General features: G+C 51.9%; 18 protein-coding genes and 1 pseudogene. 11 read left to right on the top strand and 8 right to left on the bottom strand.

Annotated features, from left to right (window positions below; translation table 11 throughout):
• Genes WB237_RS05425 through yjjJ form a run of 3 tightly spaced genes read left to right on the top strand, consistent with a single transcriptional unit; the run spans position 1 to position 5,787 of the window.
• Positions 1 to 1,251: an efflux RND transporter periplasmic adaptor subunit gene (locus WB237_RS05425; protein ID WP_336211149.1), complete on the top strand. Its 1,251-nt coding sequence runs from the start codon at positions 1 to 3 to the stop codon at positions 1,249 to 1,251.
• Positions 1,252 to 1,261: 10 nt separating this feature from the next.
• Complete coding sequence (silA, locus tag WB237_RS05430; protein ID WP_336213483.1) at positions 1,262 to 4,438, top strand: Cu(+)/Ag(+) efflux RND transporter permease subunit SilA; 3,177 nt, start codon at positions 1,262 to 1,264, stop codon at positions 4,436 to 4,438.
• Between the two features lie 44 nt (positions 4,439 to 4,482).
• Positions 4,483 to 5,787, top strand: coding sequence for a type II toxin-antitoxin system HipA family toxin YjjJ (gene yjjJ, locus WB237_RS05435; protein WP_336211151.1), 1,305 nt, complete (start codon positions 4,483 to 4,485; stop codon positions 5,785 to 5,787).
• A 264-nt stretch (positions 5,788 to 6,051) separates the two neighbouring features.
• Here yjjJ and silE read toward each other — a convergent pair whose 3' ends face one another.
• On the bottom strand, positions 6,052 to 6,483 hold the full coding sequence (gene silE / locus WB237_RS05440) for a silver-binding protein SilE (protein WP_336211154.1): 432 nt from the start codon (positions 6,481 to 6,483) through the stop codon (positions 6,052 to 6,054).
• A gap of 594 nt (positions 6,484 to 7,077) precedes the next feature.
• On the opposite strand from silE, the pseudogene WB237_RS05445 reads away from it, so the two are divergent.
• From WB237_RS05445 to chrA, 5 genes and pseudogenes are all read left to right on the top strand, one after another.
• Positions 7,078 to 7,605, top strand: a pseudogene (locus tag WB237_RS05445) (efflux RND transporter permease subunit); the annotation flags it as partial.
• A 193-nt stretch (positions 7,606 to 7,798) separates the two neighbouring features.
• Complete coding sequence (gene silP / locus WB237_RS05450; RefSeq protein WP_336211156.1) at positions 7,799 to 10,261, top strand: Ag(+)-translocating P-type ATPase SilP; 2,463 nt, start codon at positions 7,799 to 7,801, stop codon at positions 10,259 to 10,261.
• Between the two features lie 40 nt (positions 10,262 to 10,301).
• The gene (locus WB237_RS05455) at positions 10,302 to 10,499 is read left to right on the top strand and encodes a DUF2933 domain-containing protein (protein WP_336211160.1); all 198 of its coding nucleotides are present in this window, start codon (positions 10,302 to 10,304) and stop codon (positions 10,497 to 10,499) included.
• 30 nt (positions 10,500 to 10,529) lie between these two features.
• On the top strand, positions 10,530 to 10,988 hold the full coding sequence (locus WB237_RS05460) for a chromate resistance protein ChrB domain-containing protein (RefSeq protein WP_442892473.1): 459 nt from the start codon (positions 10,530 to 10,532) through the stop codon (positions 10,986 to 10,988).
• A gap of 37 nt (positions 10,989 to 11,025) precedes the next feature.
• Entirely contained in the window at positions 11,026 to 12,459 is a 1,434-nt protein-coding gene (gene chrA, locus WB237_RS05465; RefSeq protein WP_336211163.1) for a chromate efflux transporter, read from the top strand.
• Positions 12,460 to 12,526: 67 nt separating this feature from the next.
• Here the strand turns inward: chrA and WB237_RS05470 are convergent, their stop codons facing one another.
• Together WB237_RS05470 and WB237_RS05475 are read right to left on the bottom strand one after the other, a co-directional pair.
• Positions 12,527 to 12,877, bottom strand: a complete 351-nt coding sequence (locus tag WB237_RS05470) for a DUF3147 family protein (RefSeq protein ID WP_336211166.1) — start codon at positions 12,875 to 12,877, stop codon at positions 12,527 to 12,529.
• Between the two features lie 19 nt (positions 12,878 to 12,896).
• The gene (locus tag WB237_RS05475) at positions 12,897 to 14,012 is read right to left on the bottom strand and encodes a nickel/cobalt efflux protein RcnA (protein ID WP_336211169.1); all 1,116 of its coding nucleotides are present in this window, start codon (positions 14,010 to 14,012) and stop codon (positions 12,897 to 12,899) included.
• A gap of 120 nt (positions 14,013 to 14,132) precedes the next feature.
• Between WB237_RS05475 and rcnR the strand changes: the two genes are divergently transcribed.
• Complete coding sequence (gene rcnR, locus WB237_RS05480; RefSeq protein ID WP_336211172.1) at positions 14,133 to 14,405, top strand: Ni(II)/Co(II)-binding transcriptional repressor RcnR; 273 nt, start codon at positions 14,133 to 14,135, stop codon at positions 14,403 to 14,405.
• A 574-nt stretch (positions 14,406 to 14,979) separates the two neighbouring features.
• Here rcnR and WB237_RS05485 read toward each other — a convergent pair.
• A complete protein-coding gene (locus WB237_RS05485; protein ID WP_336211174.1) occupies positions 14,980 to 16,596 on the bottom strand; it encodes a mechanosensitive ion channel family protein in 1,617 nt (538 codons plus the stop codon).
• Positions 16,597 to 16,685: 89 nt separating this feature from the next.
• Positions 16,686 to 17,438, bottom strand: a complete 753-nt coding sequence (locus WB237_RS05490; protein WP_336211176.1) for a DeoR/GlpR family DNA-binding transcription regulator — start codon at positions 17,436 to 17,438, stop codon at positions 16,686 to 16,688.
• An 85-nt stretch (positions 17,439 to 17,523) separates the two neighbouring features.
• Between WB237_RS05490 and WB237_RS05495 the strand changes: the two genes are divergently transcribed.
• Positions 17,524 to 18,108: an NUDIX domain-containing protein gene (locus tag WB237_RS05495; RefSeq protein ID WP_049005520.1), complete on the top strand. Its 585-nt coding sequence runs from the start codon at positions 17,524 to 17,526 to the stop codon at positions 18,106 to 18,108.
• A gap of 83 nt (positions 18,109 to 18,191) precedes the next feature.
• The gene (gene tam, locus WB237_RS05500) at positions 18,192 to 18,950 is read left to right on the top strand and encodes a trans-aconitate 2-methyltransferase (protein ID WP_336211181.1); all 759 of its coding nucleotides are present in this window, start codon (positions 18,192 to 18,194) and stop codon (positions 18,948 to 18,950) included.
• Between the two features lie 4 nt (positions 18,951 to 18,954).
• Here the strand turns inward: tam and WB237_RS05505 are convergent, their stop codons facing one another.
• From WB237_RS05505 to WB237_RS05515, 3 genes are all read right to left on the bottom strand, one after another.
• Positions 18,955 to 20,145: a cytochrome c biogenesis protein/redoxin gene (locus WB237_RS05505; protein ID WP_336211184.1), complete on the bottom strand. Its 1,191-nt coding sequence runs from the start codon at positions 20,143 to 20,145 to the stop codon at positions 18,955 to 18,957.
• A gap of 134 nt (positions 20,146 to 20,279) precedes the next feature.
• Positions 20,280 to 21,578, bottom strand: coding sequence for an ATP-binding protein (locus tag WB237_RS05510; RefSeq protein ID WP_336211186.1), 1,299 nt, complete (start codon positions 21,576 to 21,578; stop codon positions 20,280 to 20,282).
• Complete coding sequence (locus WB237_RS05515; protein ID WP_336211187.1) at positions 21,575 to 22,315, bottom strand: response regulator; 741 nt, start codon at positions 22,313 to 22,315, stop codon at positions 21,575 to 21,577. The genes WB237_RS05510 and WB237_RS05515 overlap by 4 nt, the downstream gene beginning before the upstream one ends.
• Positions 22,316 to 22,340: the final 25 nt, after the last annotated feature.

Consider the following 22,340-nt stretch of genomic DNA (forward strand, 5'->3'; position numbering starts at 1 on the left):
ATGACCTCTTTCAAAATAAAATATGCCGCCATGGTTATCAGCAGTCTCCTGATTGGAGGAGTGATATCCGTGACGGCATGGCAAACAATTTATGCATCTGAAAAAACAGAAAATAGCGCATCTGAAAGAAAGGTACTTTTCTGGTATGACCCGATGAAACCAGACGTTAAATTCGATAAGCCCGGTAAATCGCCGTTTATGGATATGGACCTGGTGCCGAAATATGCGGATGAAAATAACGACAAAAGCAGTGCCGGTATACGTATTGATCCGACGCAGGTCCAGAATCTGGGGTTAAAAACACAAAAAGTCACCCGTGGCACACTGAATTATTCCCAAACGATCCCGGCTAACGTCAGTTATAACGAATATCAATTCGTCATTGTTCAGGCACGCTCGGAAGGCTTTGTTGAGAAAGTGTACCCCCTGACAATTGGCGATCACGTGAAGAAAGGCACGCCACTTATTGATATCACCATACCGGACTGGGTAGAGGCGCAGAGTGAGTTTCTGCTCTTATCCGGTACCGGCGGTACACCCACGCAAATAAAGGGGGTTCTGGAACGGCTTCGGCTTGCCGGCATGCCGGACGATGACATTCAGAGGCTACGAGCAACCCGGACTATCCAGACCCGGTTTACCATAAAGGCACCGATTGACGGGGTGATCACGGCTTTTGACCTGCGTACCGGTATGAATATTTCTAAAGAGAAAGTGGTCGCGCAAATTCAGGGAATGGATCCGGTCTGGATCAGCGCTGCAGTACCTGAATCTATCGCTTATCTGCTGAAAAACTCGTCGCAGTTTGATATTTCCGTACCCGCTTATCCGGATAAATCGTTCCCGGTCGAAAAATGGAACCTTCTGCCCAGTGTGGATCAAACGACCCGCACATTGCAGGTGCGGTTGCAGGTATCAAACAAGGATGAACTCCTGAAACCGGGTATGAATGCGTTTCTGAAACTGAATACCCAAAGCCCGGAAATGCTGCTGATACCATCCCAGGCCGTGATAGATACCGGCAAAGAACAGCGTGTAATTACCGTTGATGCCGAAGGCCGCTTTGTGCCCAAAAAGATCCACGTTCTACACGAATCTCAGCAACAGTCCGCTATTGATACTGGACTGAACGAAGGGGATTCGGTGGTGGTCAGTGGTCTGTTCCTGATTGACTCCGAGGCCAATATTACCGGTGCGCTGGAACGTATGCGCCGTGCTGAAAAAACTGACGACACGCATTCAGGTCATTAAGGAGACGATGATGATTGAATGGATTATCCGGCGGTCAGTCGCCAACCGTTTCCTGGTGATGATGGGGGCGCTGTTCCTCAGCGTGTGGGGTACCTGGACCATCATCAATACCCCGGTCGACGCCTTGCCCGACCTGTCTGACGTTCAGGTGATTATTAAAACCAGCTATCCCGGCCAGGCCCCGCAAATTGTAGAAAATCAGGTCACGTATCCGCTTACAACTACCATGTTGTCGGTGCCTGGCGCAAAAACCGTGCGCGGATTTTCTCAGTTCGGCGACTCGTATGTGTATGTCATTTTTGAAGATGGCACCGATCTGTACTGGGCCCGATCTCGCGTTCTGGAATACCTTAATCAGGTTCAGGGCAAACTGCCTGCGGGGGTGAGTTCTGAAATCGGCCCTGATGCCACGGGCGTGGGCTGGATATTTGAATATGCTCTGGTTGACCACAGTGGAAAGCACGATCTTTCAGAACTGCGCTCATTGCAGGACTGGTTCCTGAAATTTGAACTCAAAACCATCCCGAACGTGGCTGAAGTCGCGTCCGTGGGCGGTGTGGTTAAGCAGTATCAGATTCAGGTCAATCCGTTAAAACTGGCCCAGTATGGTATCAGCCTGCCGGAAGTTAAGCAGGCGCTTGAATCGTCTAATCAGGAAGCAGGGGGATCATCTGTTGAAATCGCGGAGGCGGAGTATATGGTCCGCGCCAGCGGTTATCTCCAGACCATTGATGATTTCAATAACATTGTCCTGAAAACCGGTGTAAACGGGGTCCCGGTTTATCTGCGTGACGTTGCCCGCGTACAAACAGGCCCGGAAATGCGGCGTGGGATAGCAGAGTTTAACGGTCTGGGAGAGGTCGCTGGTGGCGTCGTGATCCTGCGTTCGGGCAAAAATGCGCGCGACGTCATTACGGCGGTGAAAGATAAACTGGAAACGCTGAAGGCGAGTTTGCCCGAAGGGGTCGAGATCGTGACTACTTACGATCGCAGCCAGTTAATTGACCGGGCCATAGATAACCTGAGTTCTAAACTCCTCGAAGAATTTATTGTGGTCGCCATCGTCTGTGCGCTGTTTCTGTGGCATGTACGCTCTGCGCTGGTGGCGATTATCTCACTGCCGCTTGGCCTGTGTATTGCCTTTATTGTCATGCACTTCCAGGGGCTGAATGCCAATATTATGTCGCTGGGAGGCATTGCCATTGCCGTTGGCGCGATGGTGGATGCGGCCATCGTGATGATTGAAAACGCACACAAACGGCTGGAGGAGTGGGATCATCTGCATCCGGGGGAGCAGATTGACAACGCCACGCGCTGGAAGGTTATCACTAACGCCTCCATCGAAGTGGGCCCTGCGCTGTTTATTAGTTTGCTGATCATCACCTTATCATTCATCCCCATTTTTACCCTTGAAGGGCAGGAAGGGCGGCTGTTTGGTCCGCTGGCGTTTACAAAAACCTATTCCATGGCGGGTGCAGCCGCGTTGGCTATCATCGTGATTCCTATCCTGATGGGATTCTGGATACGCGGGAAGATCCCTGCTGAGACCCGTAATCCACTGAACCGGTTATTGATTAAGGCCTATCATCCGCTATTGATTAGGGTGCTTCACTGGCCGAAAACCACTCTGCTGGTCGCGGCGTTATCCATCTTCACGGTTATCTGGCCACTGAGCCAGGTTGGCGGTGAGTTTCTGCCGAAGATCAATGAGGGGGACCTGCTGTATATGCCGTCAACCTTGCCAGGCGTTTCGCCGGCTGAAGCCGCCGCGATCCTGCAGACCACGGATAAACTCATCAAAACCGTTCCTGAAGTCGCCTCTGTTTTTGGCAAAACCGGTAAAGCCGAAACGGCAACGGATTCCGCACCGCTCGAAATGGTAGAAACCACGATACAGTTGAAACCGGAAGATCAGTGGCGGCCCGGCATGACGATTGACAAGATTATTGACGAACTGGACAAAACCGTTCGTTTGCCTGGCCTGGCAAATCTTTGGGTCCCGCCTATCCGCAACCGCATTGATATGCTCTCAACCGGGATAAAAAGCCCCATTGGCATCAAGGTGTCGGGTACCGTTCTGGCTGATATCGATGCCACGGCGCAGAGCATTGAAGCAGTAGCCAAAACCGTGCCGGGAGTGGTTTCGGCCCTGGCAGAACGCCTGGAAGGGGGGCGCTACATTGATGTGGACATCGACCGGGAAAAAGCTTCCCGCTATGGGATGACTGTGGGCGATGTGCAACTGTTCGTCTCTTCGGCCATCGGCGGGGCAACGGTGGGTGAAACGGTGGAAGGTGTCGCCCGCTATCCAATAAATATCCGCTATCCCCAGGACTACCGGAACAGTCCAAATGCGCTGAAACAGATGCCGATCCTGACGCCGATGAAGCAGCAGATCACGCTGGGAGATGTGGCTGATATTAAGGTCGTGTCCGGTCCCACGATGCTGAAAACGGAAAATGCCCGGCCCGCCAGCTGGATTTACATCGATGCGCGGGGCAGGGATATGGTATCGGTGGTAAATGACATTAAGACGGCCATCAGTCAGAACGTGAAGCTGCGGCCAGGTACCAGCGTGTCATTCTCTGGACAGTTTGAACTGCTCGAGCACGCGAACAAGAAACTGAAGCTGATGGTGCCGATGACGGTGATGATCATCTTCATTCTGCTGTACCTGGCATTCCGTCGCGTAGATGAAGCCTTATTGATCCTGATGAGTCTACCGTTCGCCCTGGTCGGGGGGATATGGTTCCTCTATTGGCAGGGCTTTCATATGTCTGTGGCAACAGGCACCGGGTTTATCGCTCTTGCCGGGGTTGCTGCTGAGTTTGGTGTGGTCATGCTGATGTATCTGCGACATGCCATTGAAGCGCATCCGGAGTTATCTCATCGGGAAACATTTACCGCAGAGGGGCTCGATGAAGCGCTTTATCATGGTGCCGTGCTGCGTGTACGACCGAAGGCGATGACCGTTGCGGTGATCATTGCAGGTTTACTGCCTATTCTCTGGGGAACCGGTGCGGGGTCAGAAGTGATGAGCCGGATAGCAGCACCAATGATTGGGGGAATGATCACGGCTCCGCTGTTATCGCTGTTTATTATTCCTGCGGCGTATAAATTGATTTGGATGCGGAGGCACAAAACAGCGAGCGCATTTCGTGAAGATGACAGGCGAACGGATAGCTGATAAATTAGCTATTCAATAACCTATTCATAAAGCGATTCAAAACCATGACAAATCGATCCGAAACGTTACGACAGTTGCTGAGGAAAGGCCCAACATCTGTAAGGCAACTTACTGATAATATGGGAATTAGTCAGCCTACGGTATCGAGAGCGATTAAAGCGCTTGGTGATGAGGTGGTGCGTATTGGCTCTGGTCCATCTATTCATTACGTACTACGCGATGCGCTTCGTGGGTTTAGTTCGGCCCCCATTTACCGCATCACCGAAGAGGGCAAGGTCAAGCCGCTGGGGCAGCTCATACCGGTTTATCCCGATGGTTTTGTGATGGAGCAAGCGGATAACATCTGTCTTCATAGCGATGGGCTGCCGTGGTGGCTCTTTGATATGCGGCCCCAGGGATATCTTGGCCGGGCGTATGCATCCCGATTTTCAACTGAACTTGGCCTGCCGGCAAATCCTGAAAACTGGACAGACTCCGATGTTATCAGGGCTTTACTGGCTCATGGGCACGATGCGGTAGGGAACGTATTAATAGGAGAGCAAGCGCGAAACCATTTTGTGGATATGCCGCAGCCTGTTGCAGTGGAGCGGGCAACGGCATATCCGTCGTTGGCTCTGGCTGTTAGCTCCGGAGAGGTCCCGGGTTCCTCCGCTGGCGGTGAGCAACCAAAATTTTGCACCTATACAGAACGTGGTCATGTCATCGTGAAGTTCACGGCTCCCGACGATAACCCCATAAGCGAACGCTGGCGAGATCTTCTATTGGCAGAACATCTTGCGTTAAAAGTGCTTGATGTTGAAACAGAGGTATTTGATTTTGGTGGACAGCGTTTCCTTGAAATCCCGCGGTTTGATCGTGTAGGACCACTTGGCCGTAAAGGTCTTTTTTCTTTACGGGCTCTGGAGGCGGAATTTGTCGGCCGAGCAAGAGAGGCCTGGCCCGTATTGGTTAACGAGTTGGTTAAGCAGGGATGTGTTCATCCTGATGCCATCGCAGGAACGGCGCGGCTATGGGCATTTGGTATGTTGATCGGCAATACCGACATGCACCACGGGAATTTGTCGTTTATTAGCGCCCATGGGCGTCCTTATCATCTTGCGCCTGCCTATGACATGCTGCCCATGGGATTTGCGCCGAAGTCGGGGGGCGGAATGGTGAATACACTTCGTCCGGCAATGCTCCTTGATGCGATTGCGGGAGAAATCTGGCATGAGTCACTTGAACTGGCTGAGCACTTTTATGCTTTGGTCAGCGATTACAACCGTTTTTCTGCCAGCTTTGCGCCATGCGTGGCGGCGTTACGCGCACATCTTGACGAGGCGAGGTCAAGGATATCGCGTCTGGGATAATGCAATGCATTCGGACCTTGGCTTATGAAGTTGCAAACCCGCAGATGACTTTGCGGGTTTTTTATTCCAACCATAAAAAGGTCGATAAATCAAAATATAAAATATTTATGCAATTAAGTTTTTTTAAGAACGTTCTTAATATTTAGCTGCTGCTGCCCGGCAACCGCCGGGCTGACAGGCTTGTTTCCGTCCGAAGGCGGTACAACGTCAGCGCTGTTGGCTGAAGGTGAGTGGTACAAAACAGAGCAGGGAATGCAATCGCATTCAGCCTGCATTGATCATGCGGCGGTGCGCTTCGGCCATGGCCTCATGTGGGCCGGACTGACCGTTATTCATGAACTCATGGGCAACCGCTGCTCTTTTATGCTCATCCATCGCTGCGTAAGACGTTGACGAGACGGTCATGGATACAGTGTTATTTCCCATCATCTTCTGATGACTTTCCACCATTTTCTGGTGCGCATCCGCCGATCCGTTCGTCATGGTTTCATGAGCAATAATGGCCTGTTCATGCTGGTCCATACCGGTCATACGAGGAACAGTACCCTGGATCCTGACAGGAGCCGCAGCAGACTGCATCTGGTGAGCAGGAGCTTGCGCATTGTTGACGCGCTCATGGATATCCACGGTTTCAGTGGCCCAGGCCGAAGAAATTAAACCAAAGCCCAGCAAAGATGTTAATACGATATTTTTCATGATAACTCTCCATTTCTGAATTAGTGATGTCCGGGGAAGTACAACCGATATTTTCAGTTCCATAACTGAAACAGGTTCGGCAGTGTTTATTTATCTGGGAGAGGGCTGGATATTCATTTCCTGGCGTACTCTGACGCCGAGTATTGATGAAGTGATTCAGCCTTTCTGATAAGTTGCACTAATTATATCGAATGGCTTCTGTTTGCTGCATGACATGCTAATGACATCTTTGTCATGAATGTCAGGGTATACAGAGGTGAATATGAAAATGTTCGCCAGAAAACCGATAGGCTGGGCAATGTCATTCTCACCGGACAGCAACCTAACAATCGGGTAGTTGGGGGGATAGGTAAGTGTATGATTAATCGTAGTCTGTAGCCAGTTATGAACTGAATGAACGTAGGATTTAATTTAACTTATGTTGAGTAAGTATTCAGTTCATAAAAAATCATGCGCCAACTCATTGATATAAATTAATATTTTTAATTAAAACACCAACTAACTTCTAGATAGCTTCATGAACTAACAGTAAAACTCCCCTCATCAAACGCGTCCTCCGGCAGTCCGGAGCCGGGACGCCTGCCTCGCCACCTATATCCGATCAATATCCGCTATCCGCAGGATTACCGGAACAGTCCAAATGCGTTGAAACAGATGCCGATCCTGACGCCGATGAAGCAGCAAATTACGCTGGGTGATGTGGCGGATATTAACGTCGTTTCTGGTCCTACAATGCTGAAAACGGAAAATGCCCGGCCTACGAGCTGGATATACATTGATGCGTGCGGCAGGGATATGGTGTCGGTGGTCAATGACATTAAAACGGCTATCAGTCAGAAAGTGAAACTGAGACCGGGTACCAGCGTGTCATTTTCCGGACAGTTTGAATTACTGGAGCACGCCAACAAGAAACTGAAACTAATAGTGCCGATGATGGTGATGATCATTTTCATTCTATTGTATCTGGCATTCCGTCGGGTTGATGAAGCTCTGTTAATTCTGATGAGCCTGGCGTTCGCCCTGGTTGGCGGGATATGGTTCCTGTACTGGCAGGGCTTCCATATGTCAATGGCAACCGGAACCGGGTTTATCGCTCTGGCTGGGGTGGCAGCAGAAGCCGGAAGTCCGGGAATGGAAATGGGGGCCCGAAAAGAGGCTTACGATGTTATCGCATTCTCACCGGAAGGAAGTAAAAAAGTTTTCCAGCGAATCGAATAGTCAGCGGAACGGCTGATAACGGGACGCCGGCAGCAGGCACTCCTGTGCCGGAGACATTCGTGGTAATCGCATCCATGACATACTCTGAAGACAAAAGATGCTTCAGGTATGCATAAGGAGAGTTACTGTGAAAAATGACAATGCAGTGCAACACAACAACCAGACTGCTTCTGAACAGACATTATCTCCGGACGTGAGTCACGTATTGCATAAGGTGAGAGATCCCGTGTGTGGGATGGCAATCCTGCCCGACAAGGCGCACAGCAGCATTCGATACCAGGACCATCAGCTTTATTTCTGCTCCGCCAGCTGTGAGAGCAAATTTAAAGCCCATCCCGATCGTTATCTTACCGAAGATGCCAGTGAACATTCCCATCACCACGAAGTTAGCCCTGATCAGATAAAACAGCCTCACCACCAGTCGGATAAAGATATTTCTGAAGGTCTGTGGACATGTCCGATGCACCCGGAGATACGCCGCAGTGGTCCCGGAAGCTGTCCTGTCTGTGGAATGGCACTGGAACCTCTCGTAGCCACGGCATCAACGGGGCAGAGTGATGAACTTCGCGACATGACAAGACGCTTCTGGCTGGGGTTGTTGCTGGCGTTTCCGGTTCTGATACTCGAAATGGGAGCCCATCTGTTACCCGCCTTGAGAAATACAGTACCGCCACAGTACAACACATGGCTGCAGCTGCTTCTGGCCTCTCCAGTCGTGTTGTGGTGTGGCTGGCCATTCTTCGTCCGGGCCGGAATGTCGTTGCGTAACCGCTCCCTGAATATGTTTACCCTTGTTGCAATGGGGACCGGCGTAGCCTGGGTTTACAGCGTCATTGCAACCGTCTTCCCCTCCTGGTTTCCTGCATCGTTCAGAAACATGGATGGCTTGGTGGCCGTTTATTTTGAAGCCGCAGCAGTTATTACGGTGCTTGTTCTGCTGGGACAGGTTCTTGAGTTGCGGGCACGGGAACAAACCTCAGGTGCCATTACTGCGCTTTTGAACCTTGCCCCCAAAACCGCCAGGCGGCTGGATCATGACGGTCATGAAACGGATATTAATGTGGAAGATGTCCTGCCTGGTAATAAGCTCCGCATCAGACCAGGAGAGAGTATTCCGGTCGACGGTATCGTGGTCGAAGGCAAAACAACCATTGATGAATCGATGGTGACCGGGGAGTCTATGCCGGTTACCAAAACGGAGGGGGACCCTGTCATTGGGGGGACGATTAATCAGACAGGTAGTCTTATCATCCGTGCAGAGAAAGTCGGTGATGAAACGATGCTCTCACGAATTGTTCAGATGGTCGCTGATGCACAGCGTTCGCGTGCCCCCATCCAGAGAATGGCTGACAGCGTCTCAGGCTGGTTTGTTCCTCTGGTGATAATTATTTCGGTTGTTGCTTTCGTTATCTGGTCTGTCTGGGGACCAGAGCCCAGGATGGCACACGGTCTGATTGCGGCTGTATCGGTCCTGATTATTGCCTGTCCCTGTGCGCTGGGGCTGGCCACACCGATGTCGATAATGGTGGGGGTGGGCAAAGGAGCCCAGGCCGGGGTGTTAATCAAGAATGCCGAAGCCCTTGAGCGTCTTGAAAAAGTAGACACGCTGGTTGTCGACAAAACAGGCACGCTCACGGAAGGTTCGCCTAAGGTGACAGGGATAATCAGCCTCAATCCAGGTGGGGAAGCCTCTCTTTTACGTGTAACGGCCGCAGTGGAAAAAGGCTCGCAGCATCCGCTGGGTATAGCAGTCGTCAGAGCAGCACAGGAAAAGGGGATCGCGATACCCGTAGTCACTCATTTCGATGCGCCGTCGGGTAAAGGTGTCTCAGGCGATGTCGAAGGTCAACGGGTTGTTATTGGTAATGAACTGGCTATGCAGGAAAACAGTATCGTTATTGATAATCAAAAGGCCGTTTCGGATACGCTGCGGATGGAAGGCGCTACCGTTATCTATGTGGCCACAGACGGGGACCTTGCAGGCCTGATAGCTATCTCGGATCCCGTGAAAGCAACCACGCCGGATGCGCTTAAAGCTTTGCGTCAGGCGGGGATCCGCATTGTTATGCTCACCGGGGATAACCAGCTTACTGCTGAAGCCGTCGCACGGAAACTGGGTATAGATCAGGTTGAAGCCGGGATTCTGCCTGACGGCAAAAAAGCAGTGATAACTCGACTGAAAGCGTCTGGTCATGTGGTCGCGATGGCAGGAGACGGTGTAAATGATGCCCCGGCGCTGGCGGCTGCTGACGTTGGCATAGCCATGGGAACGGGTACTGATGTGGCAATAGAAAGTGCCGGGGTTACCCTTCTCAAAGGCGATTTGATTATACTCAACAGAGCCCGTCATCTGTCAGAGCTCACCATGACAAATATCCGGCAGAATCTGTTTTTTGCATTCATCTACAACGCACTCGGTGTGCCTGTGGCTGCCGGTCTGCTTTACCCTCTTTACGGAATACTACTGTCGCCGGTTATTGCGGCGGCGGCCATGGCTCTTTCCTCCGTCAGCGTGATTGTAAATGCGTTGCGTCTGAAAAGTGTCAGGCTCGGGAAATAACCCTGAATGATAGGGCTGTTACGAACAGAAGGAGTCCAGTATGAAAAGTACAACCTATGCTCTTATTGCTGTCGCCGCGATCGCGACATTTGCGCTTCTGCGCGAACACTGGTCACATGTGGCGGGCTACTGGCCATATCTCTTGCTGCTGGCCTGCCCGCTAATGCATCTATTCCACGGCCACGGAGGGCATGGGGATCACCAACATCACGGCGGTGAAAACGATAAAAAACATTAATCCGGCAAACGGGGCCGCGTCGCGGTCCCGTTGTTACGCATAAGTGACTACCAGCAGCGGATCTGGGCAACACGACAGCGTCCCTGGGTAGACAGGCTGGCCTGTGCATGGTTAATCCGGCGCTTTATTGATCCCCGGGCAACATTTATCTGGATGGACAATCCGGCGGAATGTCCGGCCGGCGCTGTCGGGTTTGACTTCGATGGGGCCACATTCAGTCATGTGGATAACAGGGTGACTTTCGAAGTGCTGCTGGCCGGATTTTCTCTGGAGCAGGAGGGGCTTTCACGTACCGGGTTACTCGTGCATTACCTTGATGTCGGCGGTGCTCAGCCCCCGGAAGCTGCCGGGGTGGAAAGTATTCTCGCGGGATTACGTGAAACATTCACCGATGATGAGCAACTGCTGAATGCAGCCAGCCCCATTTTTGACAGCCTTCTGCTCACCTACAGCAAAAGTGCTTCCGACGACGATAAACCAGGTCATTAAGCCTCCGGAGTGGATCCATCAACACAGGTCAATAGCCATGAACATCAATAACAGCCGTTTTTCAGACCCGGTATTTCCCTCTCCGCAAACACCGGCATATGAACGGCACGGTGTGTCTTTTCGCGAAGCGTTGCTGGTATGGTTGCGGGTTGCCGCACTGAGCTTTGGCGGACCGGCAGGCCAAATAGCCGTGATGCACAGGATCCTGGTGGAAGAAAAAAACTGGATCAGTGAAACCCGTTTTCTGCACGCCCTCAACTACTGCACCCTTGTTCCTGGCCCGGAAGCACACAAGCTGGCCGTGTATATCGGCTGGTTACTGCACCGCACCCGGGGAGGGCTTGTTGCCGGGATATTATTTATTCTGCCTGGCCTGCTGGCCCTGGGGACACTGAGCTGGATTTATGCCAGCTATGGTCAGATTGGAATTGTTCAGGCACTTTTTTTCGGCCTCAAGGCTGCGGTGCTTGCTGTAGTGCTGGAAGCCGTTATGCGGGTCGGCCGACGGGCACTAAAAAGTCAGGCTATGGTCGGTGTCGCGGTGTTGTCATTTATCGCGATATTTGTGTTTGCCATCCCTTTTCCACTCATTATTGCTGCTGCTGCACTGATCGGATTTATCGGGAGTAAAACCGGGATTAGCGCTTTTCAGCCCCGTTCGAACCCTGGCGATCCCGATGCGGCGGATAATTCCGGGGCCGCGATTGATGTCGCTTTTGCTCAGGAAATCCCTGAACACGTGCGGCCTTCCCACAGGAGAGCCATTAAAGTGACGCTCCTTGGTTTACTGATATGGCTGGGGCCGCTGATGGGTTTTGTGGTCACGATGGGGGCTGATAGCGTCTATACCCATATTGCTTTATTTTTCAGTAAGATGTCCGTTCTCACGTTCGGCGGTGCTTACGCGATACTGTCTTATGTGGCACAGCAGGCTGTTGAACATTTTCACTGGCTTACCCCGGGGGAAATGTTAATCGGACTGGGGATGGCGGAAACCACTCCGGGTCCGCTGATTAGCGTTGTGCAGTTTGTCGGATTTATGGCGGCATTCCGCGATCCGGGGGGATTCAGCCCGGTGGTGGCCGGGACACTGGGCGGTATTTTGGCCAAATGGATGACCTTTACCCCTTCGTTTTTGTTTATTTTTATCGGTGCTCCCTATATTGAGGCATTGCGTAACAACAAGGCACTCAATGCCGTACTGTCCACCATCACCGCTGCTGTTGTGGGAGTGATTCTCAACCTTTCCGTCTGGTTTGCCCTGCATACGTTGTTTGCGCAGATCAGCGTCGTTCGCACCTTTGGCATGGTCCTGCAGGTACCGGTACTGTCCAGCCTGGAGCCCTGGTCACTTGCGCTGTCGGGTGTTGCCATGCTGTCGCTGTTCCGCTTCCGGCTGGGAATGATGACGACACTGGCCGGGTGCTGCGCTGCCGGGATCGTGCTGTATTTACTCGGGACAGGACCCTGAGCGCGGTTCAGTCAGTGAACGATGAAGCAACAGAAACCCCTGATAAGAGCATCAGGGGTTTTTATCATTACAGGAGCTCTATACCGAAACGACGTACTGTCAGGGAAAACACTCCAAACAGGATGACTGTCAGTATCACGCAGGCCGCCAATGAGGGCCAGAATCCCAGCCGCGGGAGCAGCAGCGGGAACACCAGAAACATAGGCAGCGTGGGTATCACATACCAGAACGTGTACCAGGCATGGCGGGCAATTTTCTCCATTGGCTGCTTTTCAACATACAACCAGATCAATGCAAGGATAGTGACAAGCGGTAATGCGGCCAGTAATCCGCCCAGTTTATCACTGCGTTTTGCGGCTTCCGACACCATCACCACCACAGCCGCGGTCAGAATATATTTTGTAATGATCCAGAGCATATATTTCCCGGTAATGTCATCAGCTGACCAGGCCGGACCAGCCGTGAAGTCCCATATAAAGACCCACGGCTGCGATCAGGGCGCTGGAGAAATAAGGGGCCTTCCTGGCCAGGGTGTTAAATCCGCTCCAGCGTTTAGCCACCTGACGGACGCTGACGGCTGCGCCTACCCCCACCGTGACCAGCGTTAATGCCAGACCGATGCTGAAACAGACCACCAGGGTGGCGCCCAGCGTGAGGGCTTTGAGCTGAATACAGATTAACAATACGGTGATGGCCGCCGGGCAGGGGATAAGTCCTCCCGTCAGACCAAACAACAGGATCTGCCAGTTTGTCACCTCTTTTCCGGTGAAGCGGCGCTGGATGTCATTCGCGTGAGCCCGCTCATGCGCATCCTGGTACTCTTTTGAACTCACATCCAGCCCCTCAAGGGCAGAGTGGTCATGGTCATGTTCGTGTTCGCTGAATGTCACCTCATAATCGTGAATATGTCCGCGGTGCCCCAGTGACAGACGCACGTTAAAATCGTGCGGCTCCGGAATAGCGGATGTCGATTCCAGATAATCACCGCGATCAACGAAATCAAACACCTGCGAGAAGGTAGCCGTTTCCCTGCGGGTGACTAACGATACGCTGCCGGCATCCCATTTTCGGCCGCTGAGTGTCCGTAACCGCCAGCGAGGAGGCTGACCCTCTTCAAAAATGGACAATTCGACCTTTCCGTGGCCGGTATCGACAATTTTGATTTCATCATGATGGTGATGCCCGTTGTCCTGCATTCCCTCCAGCCAGTTTTTTTCACCGCGCCAGGTACGCCAGAACATCCAGAACGCGGTGACCAGGATGATCACCGCCGAAATCATCTGCAGCCAGGGTTCAGCAGATTCTGCGGTAAATTTGTTGCTGATATACATCCCGCCAAACGCGATTAACCACACGATCGCGGTATGTGACAGCGTTGCCGCAAGCCCCAGCATCGCGGCCTGACGGACAGTGCCTTTAATGGCAATGATGAACGCCGCCATCATTGTTTTAGAATGCCCGGGCTCCAGGCCATGGAATGCGCCAAGCAGAATCGCGCTGGGGATAAAAAACCATGCATTGCCTTGCTGAAGAAGAGCTGTAAATTCGTTCATGAGAATCATTCTTGGTTATGGCAGACGATCCGGATTCTACTCCCCCCCAGTAACAAATACTACCCCCCAGTAGATGGCAGGGGTATAATGACAGGTGTCTTCTGATGAGTGAGGTCAGCTATGTCGCATACCATTCGAGATAAACAAAAACTGAAAGCCCGGACCAGTAAAATCCAGGGGCAGGTTGTTGCCCTGAAAAAAATGCTGGATGAGCCACATGAGTGTGCAGCTGTACTCCAGCAGATCGCTGCGATACGCGGTGCAGTTAACGGACTTATGCGTGAAGTGATAAAGGGGCATCTGACGGAACATATTGTTCATGAAGCCGAGGAAAACAGACGCGAAGAAGATCTGGATGTGGTGCTGAAGGTGCTGGATTCATACATAAAATAATGACGTTATCTCTTATTGAATCGCCACGGGTTTAACAGACACTTCGGAGTCATTTAAGATGACTTAAAGAGAGGTGCCCATGAGCGGTAAACGTTATCCCGAAGAGTTTAAAATTGAAGCAGTCAAACTGAATAAATCCAGAAGGGAAGGGGTTTAGAAAGTTATTTTTATGCTTTGAACTTGGTACGACTATGCGATATACATTTTCAACCATATCACCAGTCATACTCCGAAATCCTTGAATGACTCGAGAATAATACTGCTGATTGCCTCTTTCCAGAGTTTTAAACTCTTCTTTGCATATCAGCAATCGAGTGTTGAGACGGGATGCATGACGAGACAATTCTTTGGGCGTTTCATTTCGATAGTACGGAGATACATAGGTAGTGATCAGGTAGCCTATGAATCTAATCACTGCGCGTACTCTAGCCGCATTTGTCATGCCATGAAGTAATAGACCTATGGAGGTTATTTAACATAATATACATTATGCGCACCAATGTGGATGCATGGGCAAATCTGTGCTTTTACCATCCTCATTGCCCTGGACAGAAAGCACCTTATCAATCGCCGATTATGATTTTCCGCCATCAGGTGGCGTCGCTGGCGCGCTATACCAGTTCTCTTTTGGCACAACCACACTGTTTTCCGGTTGCAGTACAAAGTTCGGAGACATGATCTGCACGTTAAATTCATTGAAGACATCCTGAATATTGCTGTGCAGTTCGTTACGGGCATCTGCCAGTGACACATTCGGAAGCAGCCGTACCTGTAATTCGTAGGCAATATACCAATCCATCAGGCTCAACTGTCGCACCAACGGTGGCTGTACAAGATCGATTCCTTTGGCACGCTTGGCCGCCAGCTCTAACATTGCATGCACCTGACGCCATGGCGTGTCGTAACCAATGGTGACGCCGACCGTCAGGTTAACGCCACCGTTCGTGCTTTGCGCACTCAAATTGGTAATTTTACCGCTTACTACAACGGCGTTCGGCACGGTAACCACATAGTTTTCTCGGGTGATAATTTTGGTCGCAAGCATACCAATTTCGCTTACCAATCCTTCATTATCTGCCACCCGAATCATGTCTCCTTTGCGAAGAGCACGTGAATAAATCAAAACCAGACCACTCATTGCGTGATTCATCACCCCGGCAGAACCCAGCGTAAGCATCAGGCCAAAGAATACACTGATACCTTTAAAAGCCAGTGAATTTGCCCCGGGCAAGAAAGGATAAGCTGCCGAAAGTGCAAAGAGCCACACCACGACTGAAATCAGCTTGCGGGTTGCACCAACCGTTTCAGGATGGATGCCTGGCAGTTGCAAACGCCCTGCTTCCACTTGGTTGAGCACCATCTTTAACAATTTCAGAATAAAGGCGGTAATAAGGAAAATGATCAGGACAATCAACAGGCCCGGTAATGCTGAGACAATCGACAGCGCGATATCGCGTACCACGCGTACGGACCACTCTCCCAGAGACTCTCCCCAGACGCGCGTCCAGGGGAACAGGCTGAAGGCCCAACTCAGCCAGACATAGAGTGCGACAATTCCCAGTAAAATCATCAACAATGCATACAATCGCGTTTCGATAGCACCGATAAACCGCCGCCAGCGCTGAGGTATCCAGCTTCGATTCTCAAAAATACGCCGGCGGAAAACACGTTTGATCCAGCGCCAGGAACGGTACGCGCCATACCAAAACAGCACCAGTCCCAGCAGTCCCGCCACGGTTTTCACTGCCGATAACGCCAGCATGGTGCTGTTATATTGAACGCTCAAGGCTGAACGTTGTGCTTCCATACGCGCCAGTACGCGTTGCGCCGCCTGGTCAAGGGTGAGATCGTCTCCCTCGTCGAGATCGCCTGCTGTCAGGAGCATCACCGGTTTGCCGTTCATCACAATGAGCCTACCTGGCTGGTTATAACGGGTTACCGATACAATCTTTAGCGGTTCGCGAACATCGGCTTCAGTGAAATTTCGCAGCGTATTGCGGATGCGTAACACCCGTTCTTCTGGCGTGGTAAGACCGAACTTTGCCTGTAGCATGACGATCGGTTGATGGAAAATATAAACCGTTCGGGCGCGCTCCTTTTCAGTGGGCTCCTGACGAGGTTCCGCTGCATGCGAATTAACAACCACAGAGAAGAGAAAATACGTTAAAAGCGCGAGCACAATCCTGTTCATATTCGCCACCGAAAACGCGAGAATTATCGTTATTTTTCAAAAAGCCCAATCAGGGCCGATCGCTTTTTTAGCATAGACCAGCCCTTCACTTACGCAATGATAGATACTCCTTTTTCCGATAACGCACGGATCCAGTCTTCATCTGTATTGCCATCGACAACGATGGTATTCGCCAGAGACACATCGCCAATCACAAACGATGACGCGGTGTTTATTTTTTCCGGTGAGGCCAGGACAACCGTCTCGGCGGCTCTGCCGGAAAATGCACGTTTGATGCACGCTTCTTCAAAATCACCGGTCGTCAGTCCCGCCTCAGGGTGGATGCCGGTCACTCCCATAAAGAACAGATCTGCGTGAATATTTTCGATACCTTCAATGGCACCCGCGCCGACCGCAACAATAGAGTGTTTATACAGGCGGCCACCAATCAGAATCACTTCGACAGCAGGATGAGTTACCAGCCCCAGAGCGATACTCGGGCTGTGCGTTACCACGGTGATGTGTAAGTCAGGAGGTAAAAACGTAATCAGTTCGGCGGTCGTTGTCCCGCCGTCAATGATTACCACCTGCCCCGAAGAAATGAGCTGTGCGCCTTTTTGGGCCACCTTTTTTTTCGCATCCATCTTAACGGATTGACGCTCTGCAAACGGAGCAATAGCGGAAGATGACGGTAGTGCGCCACCATGAACGCGTTGTAAACGCCCTTCTGCCGCCAGCTCACGTAAATCACGCCGTATAGTGTCTTCAGACACATCGAAGAGAATGCTGAGTGCTTTCGACTGAACCTGCCCTTCGGCTTCGAGCTTTTCAATAATCAATTGTTTTCGCTGACTGGTGAGCATTAGGATTCCTGGTGTTGCATGTTTAATCTTGAAGTTGCATGATAATGCTGGTTATGATGATTACTCTACGTAAGGAGGAACAATCGTGCAATCAAAACGTGCAGATGTACGCATTATTGACAGTGAAACGCTGTCAAATAACTGGTATGTCCTTAAAAAATATACCTTTGACCTGCAGCGCCGTGATGGCGAATGGCAGCGGCAAAACCGTGAAGTTTATGACCGGGGTAACGGCGCGACAATCCTGCTCTACAACCGTGAGAAAAAGACGGTGATCCTGACCCGCCAGTTCCGTTTTCCTGTATTTATCAACGGCCATGAGGACGATTTGATCGAAGCTGCTGCAGGGTTGCTCGATAACATGGATCCAGAGAGCCGCATTAAAGCAGAAGCGGAAGAAGAAACCGGGTTTAGCGTTTCATGCGTGCAGAAAATCTTTGAAGCGTATATGAGCCCGGGATCCGTCACGGAAAAACTCTATTTTTACCTTGCCGAGTACCATCCGAAAGACAAAACCAGCTCAGGCGGCGGGATCAAGGCTGAGGGCGAAGATATCGATGTACTCGAAATGACGCTGGAAGAAGCATTACAGGGCATTGAAACGGGTAAGATTGTCGACGGGAAAACCATCATGCTGCTTTACCATGTTGCACTGAAAGGCATTTTGTAATTTGCCTGACTCATGACACCTGCCACTGTGCAGGTGTCTGCCTGTGCTATTCTTGCAAAAAGAGGCAAAACGGAGATCTGACAATGGCTGACTGGAACCCTTCTCTTTACCTGCAATATGGTGCAGAACGAACGCGTCCTGCCGCTGAACTGCTCGCCAGAATTCCACTGGATGACGTCACCTCCATCGTTGATCTGGGCTGCGGGCCAGGCAACAGTACTGCCCTGTTACAGCATCGCTGGCCATCGGCACATATTACTGGGGTTGATAATTCACCTGCGATGCTGGAAGAAGCACGCAAGGCGTTACCTGACTGCCATTTTGTTGAAGCCGATATTCGTCAGTATAAGCCCGGCCAGCCGCTGAGTCTGATTTACGCTAATGCATCGCTGCAATGGATCCCTGACCATTACGATCTCCTGCCTCACCTTGTCTCTTTGCTTATGTTAAATGGCGTGCTGGCGATCCAGATGCCTGACAACTGGCTCGAGCCCACCCATGTGGCGATGCGTGAAGTGGCGCTGGAGCAAGATTATCCTGATCGTGGTCGAGAACCGTTACCCGGCGTACATGCCTATTTTGATATTTTGTCAGAGGCTGGTTGCGACGTAGATATCTGGCGGACAACGTATTTTCATAAAATGAGCTCACACCAGGCCATTATTGACTGGGTCAGCGCCACCGGTTTGCGCCCGTGGCTGCAGGAGCTAAATGAGAGCGAGCAGAAGCGTTTTCTGAAACGCTATCATGAACTACTGGAAGAGCAGTATCCGCTCCAGGAAAACGGGCAGATACTGCTGGCTTTTCCACGGCTGTTTATCGTTGCGAAACGTCAACCCTGACGGGTTATGATCGGGCTTCTTTGAGCAGCTGTTGAATGACCTTCTCTTGCTGTTCATAGTTGCCTTCGCCAAAAGAGGTGTAGCGTAACTGCCCTTTCACATCAAAATAGTAATGTGCGGGCCAGTACTGGTTGCCGAAAGCATTCCAGATTTGATAGTTGTTATCTGTCACAACCCGATAGGGCAATTGCCACTTATTCACTGCATTTTTTACCGAGGAAAGCGGTTTTTCCCAGGGATACTCTGGCGTGTGAACCCCAATCACCACCAGACCCTGCGATTGGTATTTTGTCGCCCAGTCACGGACATGCGGGAGCGTATGCTGGCAGTTGATACAGTCCCATGTCCAGAAATCGATCAGTACTACCTTACCGTGCAGTGATTCAGACGTGACACTGTCACCATTTATCCACCCTGTTCCACCGTTTAACGAAGGTAACTGACTGCTGGGCTCAGTCATCACGACTGGCTGGAGTTTCACCGGTGTGGTTGCCGGTTTTGCCAGATTCAGCAACGACGTTTCCAGATAGTCGGCGACGCCGTTAGCGCCTTTCAATATGGACGTTACGCCTGTTGCATTCAAAACTACAGCCGCAAGCATCACGCCCCCCGCGGCCTGGCGCAATCTCTCCATCAGCGCCGACTTTGCTCTCAGCGGTGCCACCAGTTTACGCCCGCCGACAATAAGCAATCCCAGCATCAGCGCGCATCCGCTGCCATAGGCGGCCAGCAGAGCCCCCGTCGCAATGGCCGAATGTCCTGCAATGTTAATGCTGAAAATGGCGCCCAGAATCGGTCCGGCACAGGGAGACCAGAGCAACCCGACGGCTAGTCCTGCCAGAAAAGCCGATGCTATACCGCGCGTTTGCCCGCTTCGCGTGTTCAGGACATTTCCCACGCTGACGGCAGGCCATGCAATGCGCTGGGCGAAGGACGGGGAGATTAAGCTCAGCGCGGCGATAGCCAGAATGACAAGCGCGACCCAGCGCCCGATGAGGGTTGCCTCTGCAATCCACTCGCTGGCGACAGTGACGGCCATCGCCACCAGGGTGAACATCACGATCATCCCCGCAAAGAGCGCCAGAATATGTCGTCGTTGCCCCTGGAAACCGGCGAACAGGAGTGGAATAACCGGGAGCGTACATGGACTGAGTAGGCTTATCATCCCGCCCAGGAAAGCAATTATCAGAAACATAGTGACCTCACATGACAGATGCTGCAACGCTGCAGTGAGGCTATTTCATCGTACCGATGTGTTCAGGATATGTGTAAAACCGGGGATTTTGTCTGGCTTTGTATCTGTCTGCCGGGAGATACAAAGCCGTACAATTAGCGTCGAGGCAGCGCAATGGAGACGTCGAGCCCTCCCTCTGCGCGGTTTACCAGCTTCAGCTTTCCTTCAAGTTGGGCGGTGAGCTGCGCGGCAATAGCCAGACCAAGCCCGGTTCCGCCGGTGTCACGGTTGCGCGATGTTTCAACCCGATAAAAAGGCTGCAATACAGCCGCGAGCTCGGCCTCGGGTATTCCCGGCCCACCGTCCATGATGTGAATGACCACCTCGTCGGTAGACGAATCATCTATAGCGATGACGGCACATTCACCGAATTTCAGAGCGTTATCCAGCAAATTAGTCATCACCCGACGAAGCGCCTGCGGGCGCGTAACAACGGGTAAACGAGCCTCGCTTGCCTGAAACTGCACGTTTTTACCGATGTCCTGATAATCGCACGCTATGCTATTCACCCACGCGTTCAGCTCCAGTTTCAGCGACGTCTCTTCCAGTGATTCTGATGACCGGGCATATGCAATCCCCTCCCGCACCAGACGCGACATGTTATCAAGGTCATTTAATAGCTTGTCGCGAAGCTCAGGTTGTTCTGCCATTTCGACACGCAGTTTCATGCGTGTTATTGGGGTCTGGAGATCGTGAGAAATGGAGGCGAGGATCTGCGCGCGGTCTTTGATATAGGACTGGATGCGAGCCTGCATTGCATTGAAGGCATGCGCTGCTCGTTGTACTTCAACCGGTCCCTTCTCTTTCATGGGGGCATTTGCTGAAGGATCCAGCGTATCTACCGCATGGGTAAATTGTGAAAAAGGCTGTATCACCTGTCGCACCGCGATCCAGGAGCAGGCAGCCAGGAGCAACAGTTGCAGGATGAGAACAACAGGTAGCCAGCTTGCGACAGGCGGCATTCGGGGGATCAGGTCAATGGTCAGCGGCGAGCCATCGTGCAATGTGAGATGTGCCTGAATATGGGAAACAGAACCCGGAACAGCGGTAAAACTGAGCGGATAGTCAACCGCGAGGGTCTCTTTTAACGTACGGATGGCATCCTGCGAACGCTTATCCGTCGGCGCGGCACCAGACTCACCTGCACCGAGGATATAACGATAGTTACCCCGTTCAAGTCGCGGAAGCCAGGCCGCGCGTTCACTGGCAGGTAACCGGTCTAATATGGCCACGCTGGTTGCAACATCGTATTCCAGATTGCCGAGCATCACCGTGCGGGCACTGTGCATTCGTTCAATCATGACCAGCGTCAGACTCAGGGCGTTGGCCAGCAAGAGACCCGCAAGCACAATGATCAGCAGTCGGGCAAGCAGTGAGCGTGGCCAAAGCGTCATTCATTAACCTCTTTGATTATCACGGGCATGGTAAAAACGTAGCCTTCACTGCGCACGGTTTTAATATAGGCAGGCGTGCGTGCATCTTCATTCAGACGCTGGCGAACCCGGCTTACGAGCAAATCGATAGAACGTTCAAACAGTTCGGCGTCTCGCCCTTGCGTCAGGTTGAGCAACTGATCCCGGGAGAGAACACGTTGAGGATGGTCGAGGAATACGCGCAGCAGGCGATACTCCGCCCCGCTGAGCGCCACGATCACCCCTTCCGGGTCAATTAAGTGGCGGGCGACGGTATCCAGTTGCCATTCGCCAAACATCACCAGTCGTCCTGCCTCGGTCACCTGTAAATTGGGCGGCATTGTGCGAAACCGCCGCAAAATTGCTTTGATACGTGCCAGTAGCTCACGGGCGACAAACGGCTTCACGACGTAATCATCCGCCCCCATTTCCAGTCCCAGGATCCTGTCCGTCTCTTCGCTGCGCGCCGTCAGCATCAGGATGGGCAGATCTTTGTGTTTGCCGCTGCGAAGCTGTCGACACAGGGTGAGTCCATCATCACCGGGCATCATGACATCCAGCACTACCAGGTCGATATGCTGTTTATCCAGCACGGCACGCATCTCTTTACCGTTTGCCGCACCGGTCGCGCGATAACCGGACTTAATGAGATAGTCGACAATCAGTTCACGAATATCCCTGTCGTCATCGACGACAAGGATATGATCAATATGCTCCACCGAACTCTCCTGACTGAGGGGTAAC

The sequence above is a fragment of the Enterobacter sp. P82 genome, from assembly GCF_037053385.1.
GTDB lineage: Bacteria > Pseudomonadota > Gammaproteobacteria > Enterobacterales > Enterobacteriaceae > Enterobacter.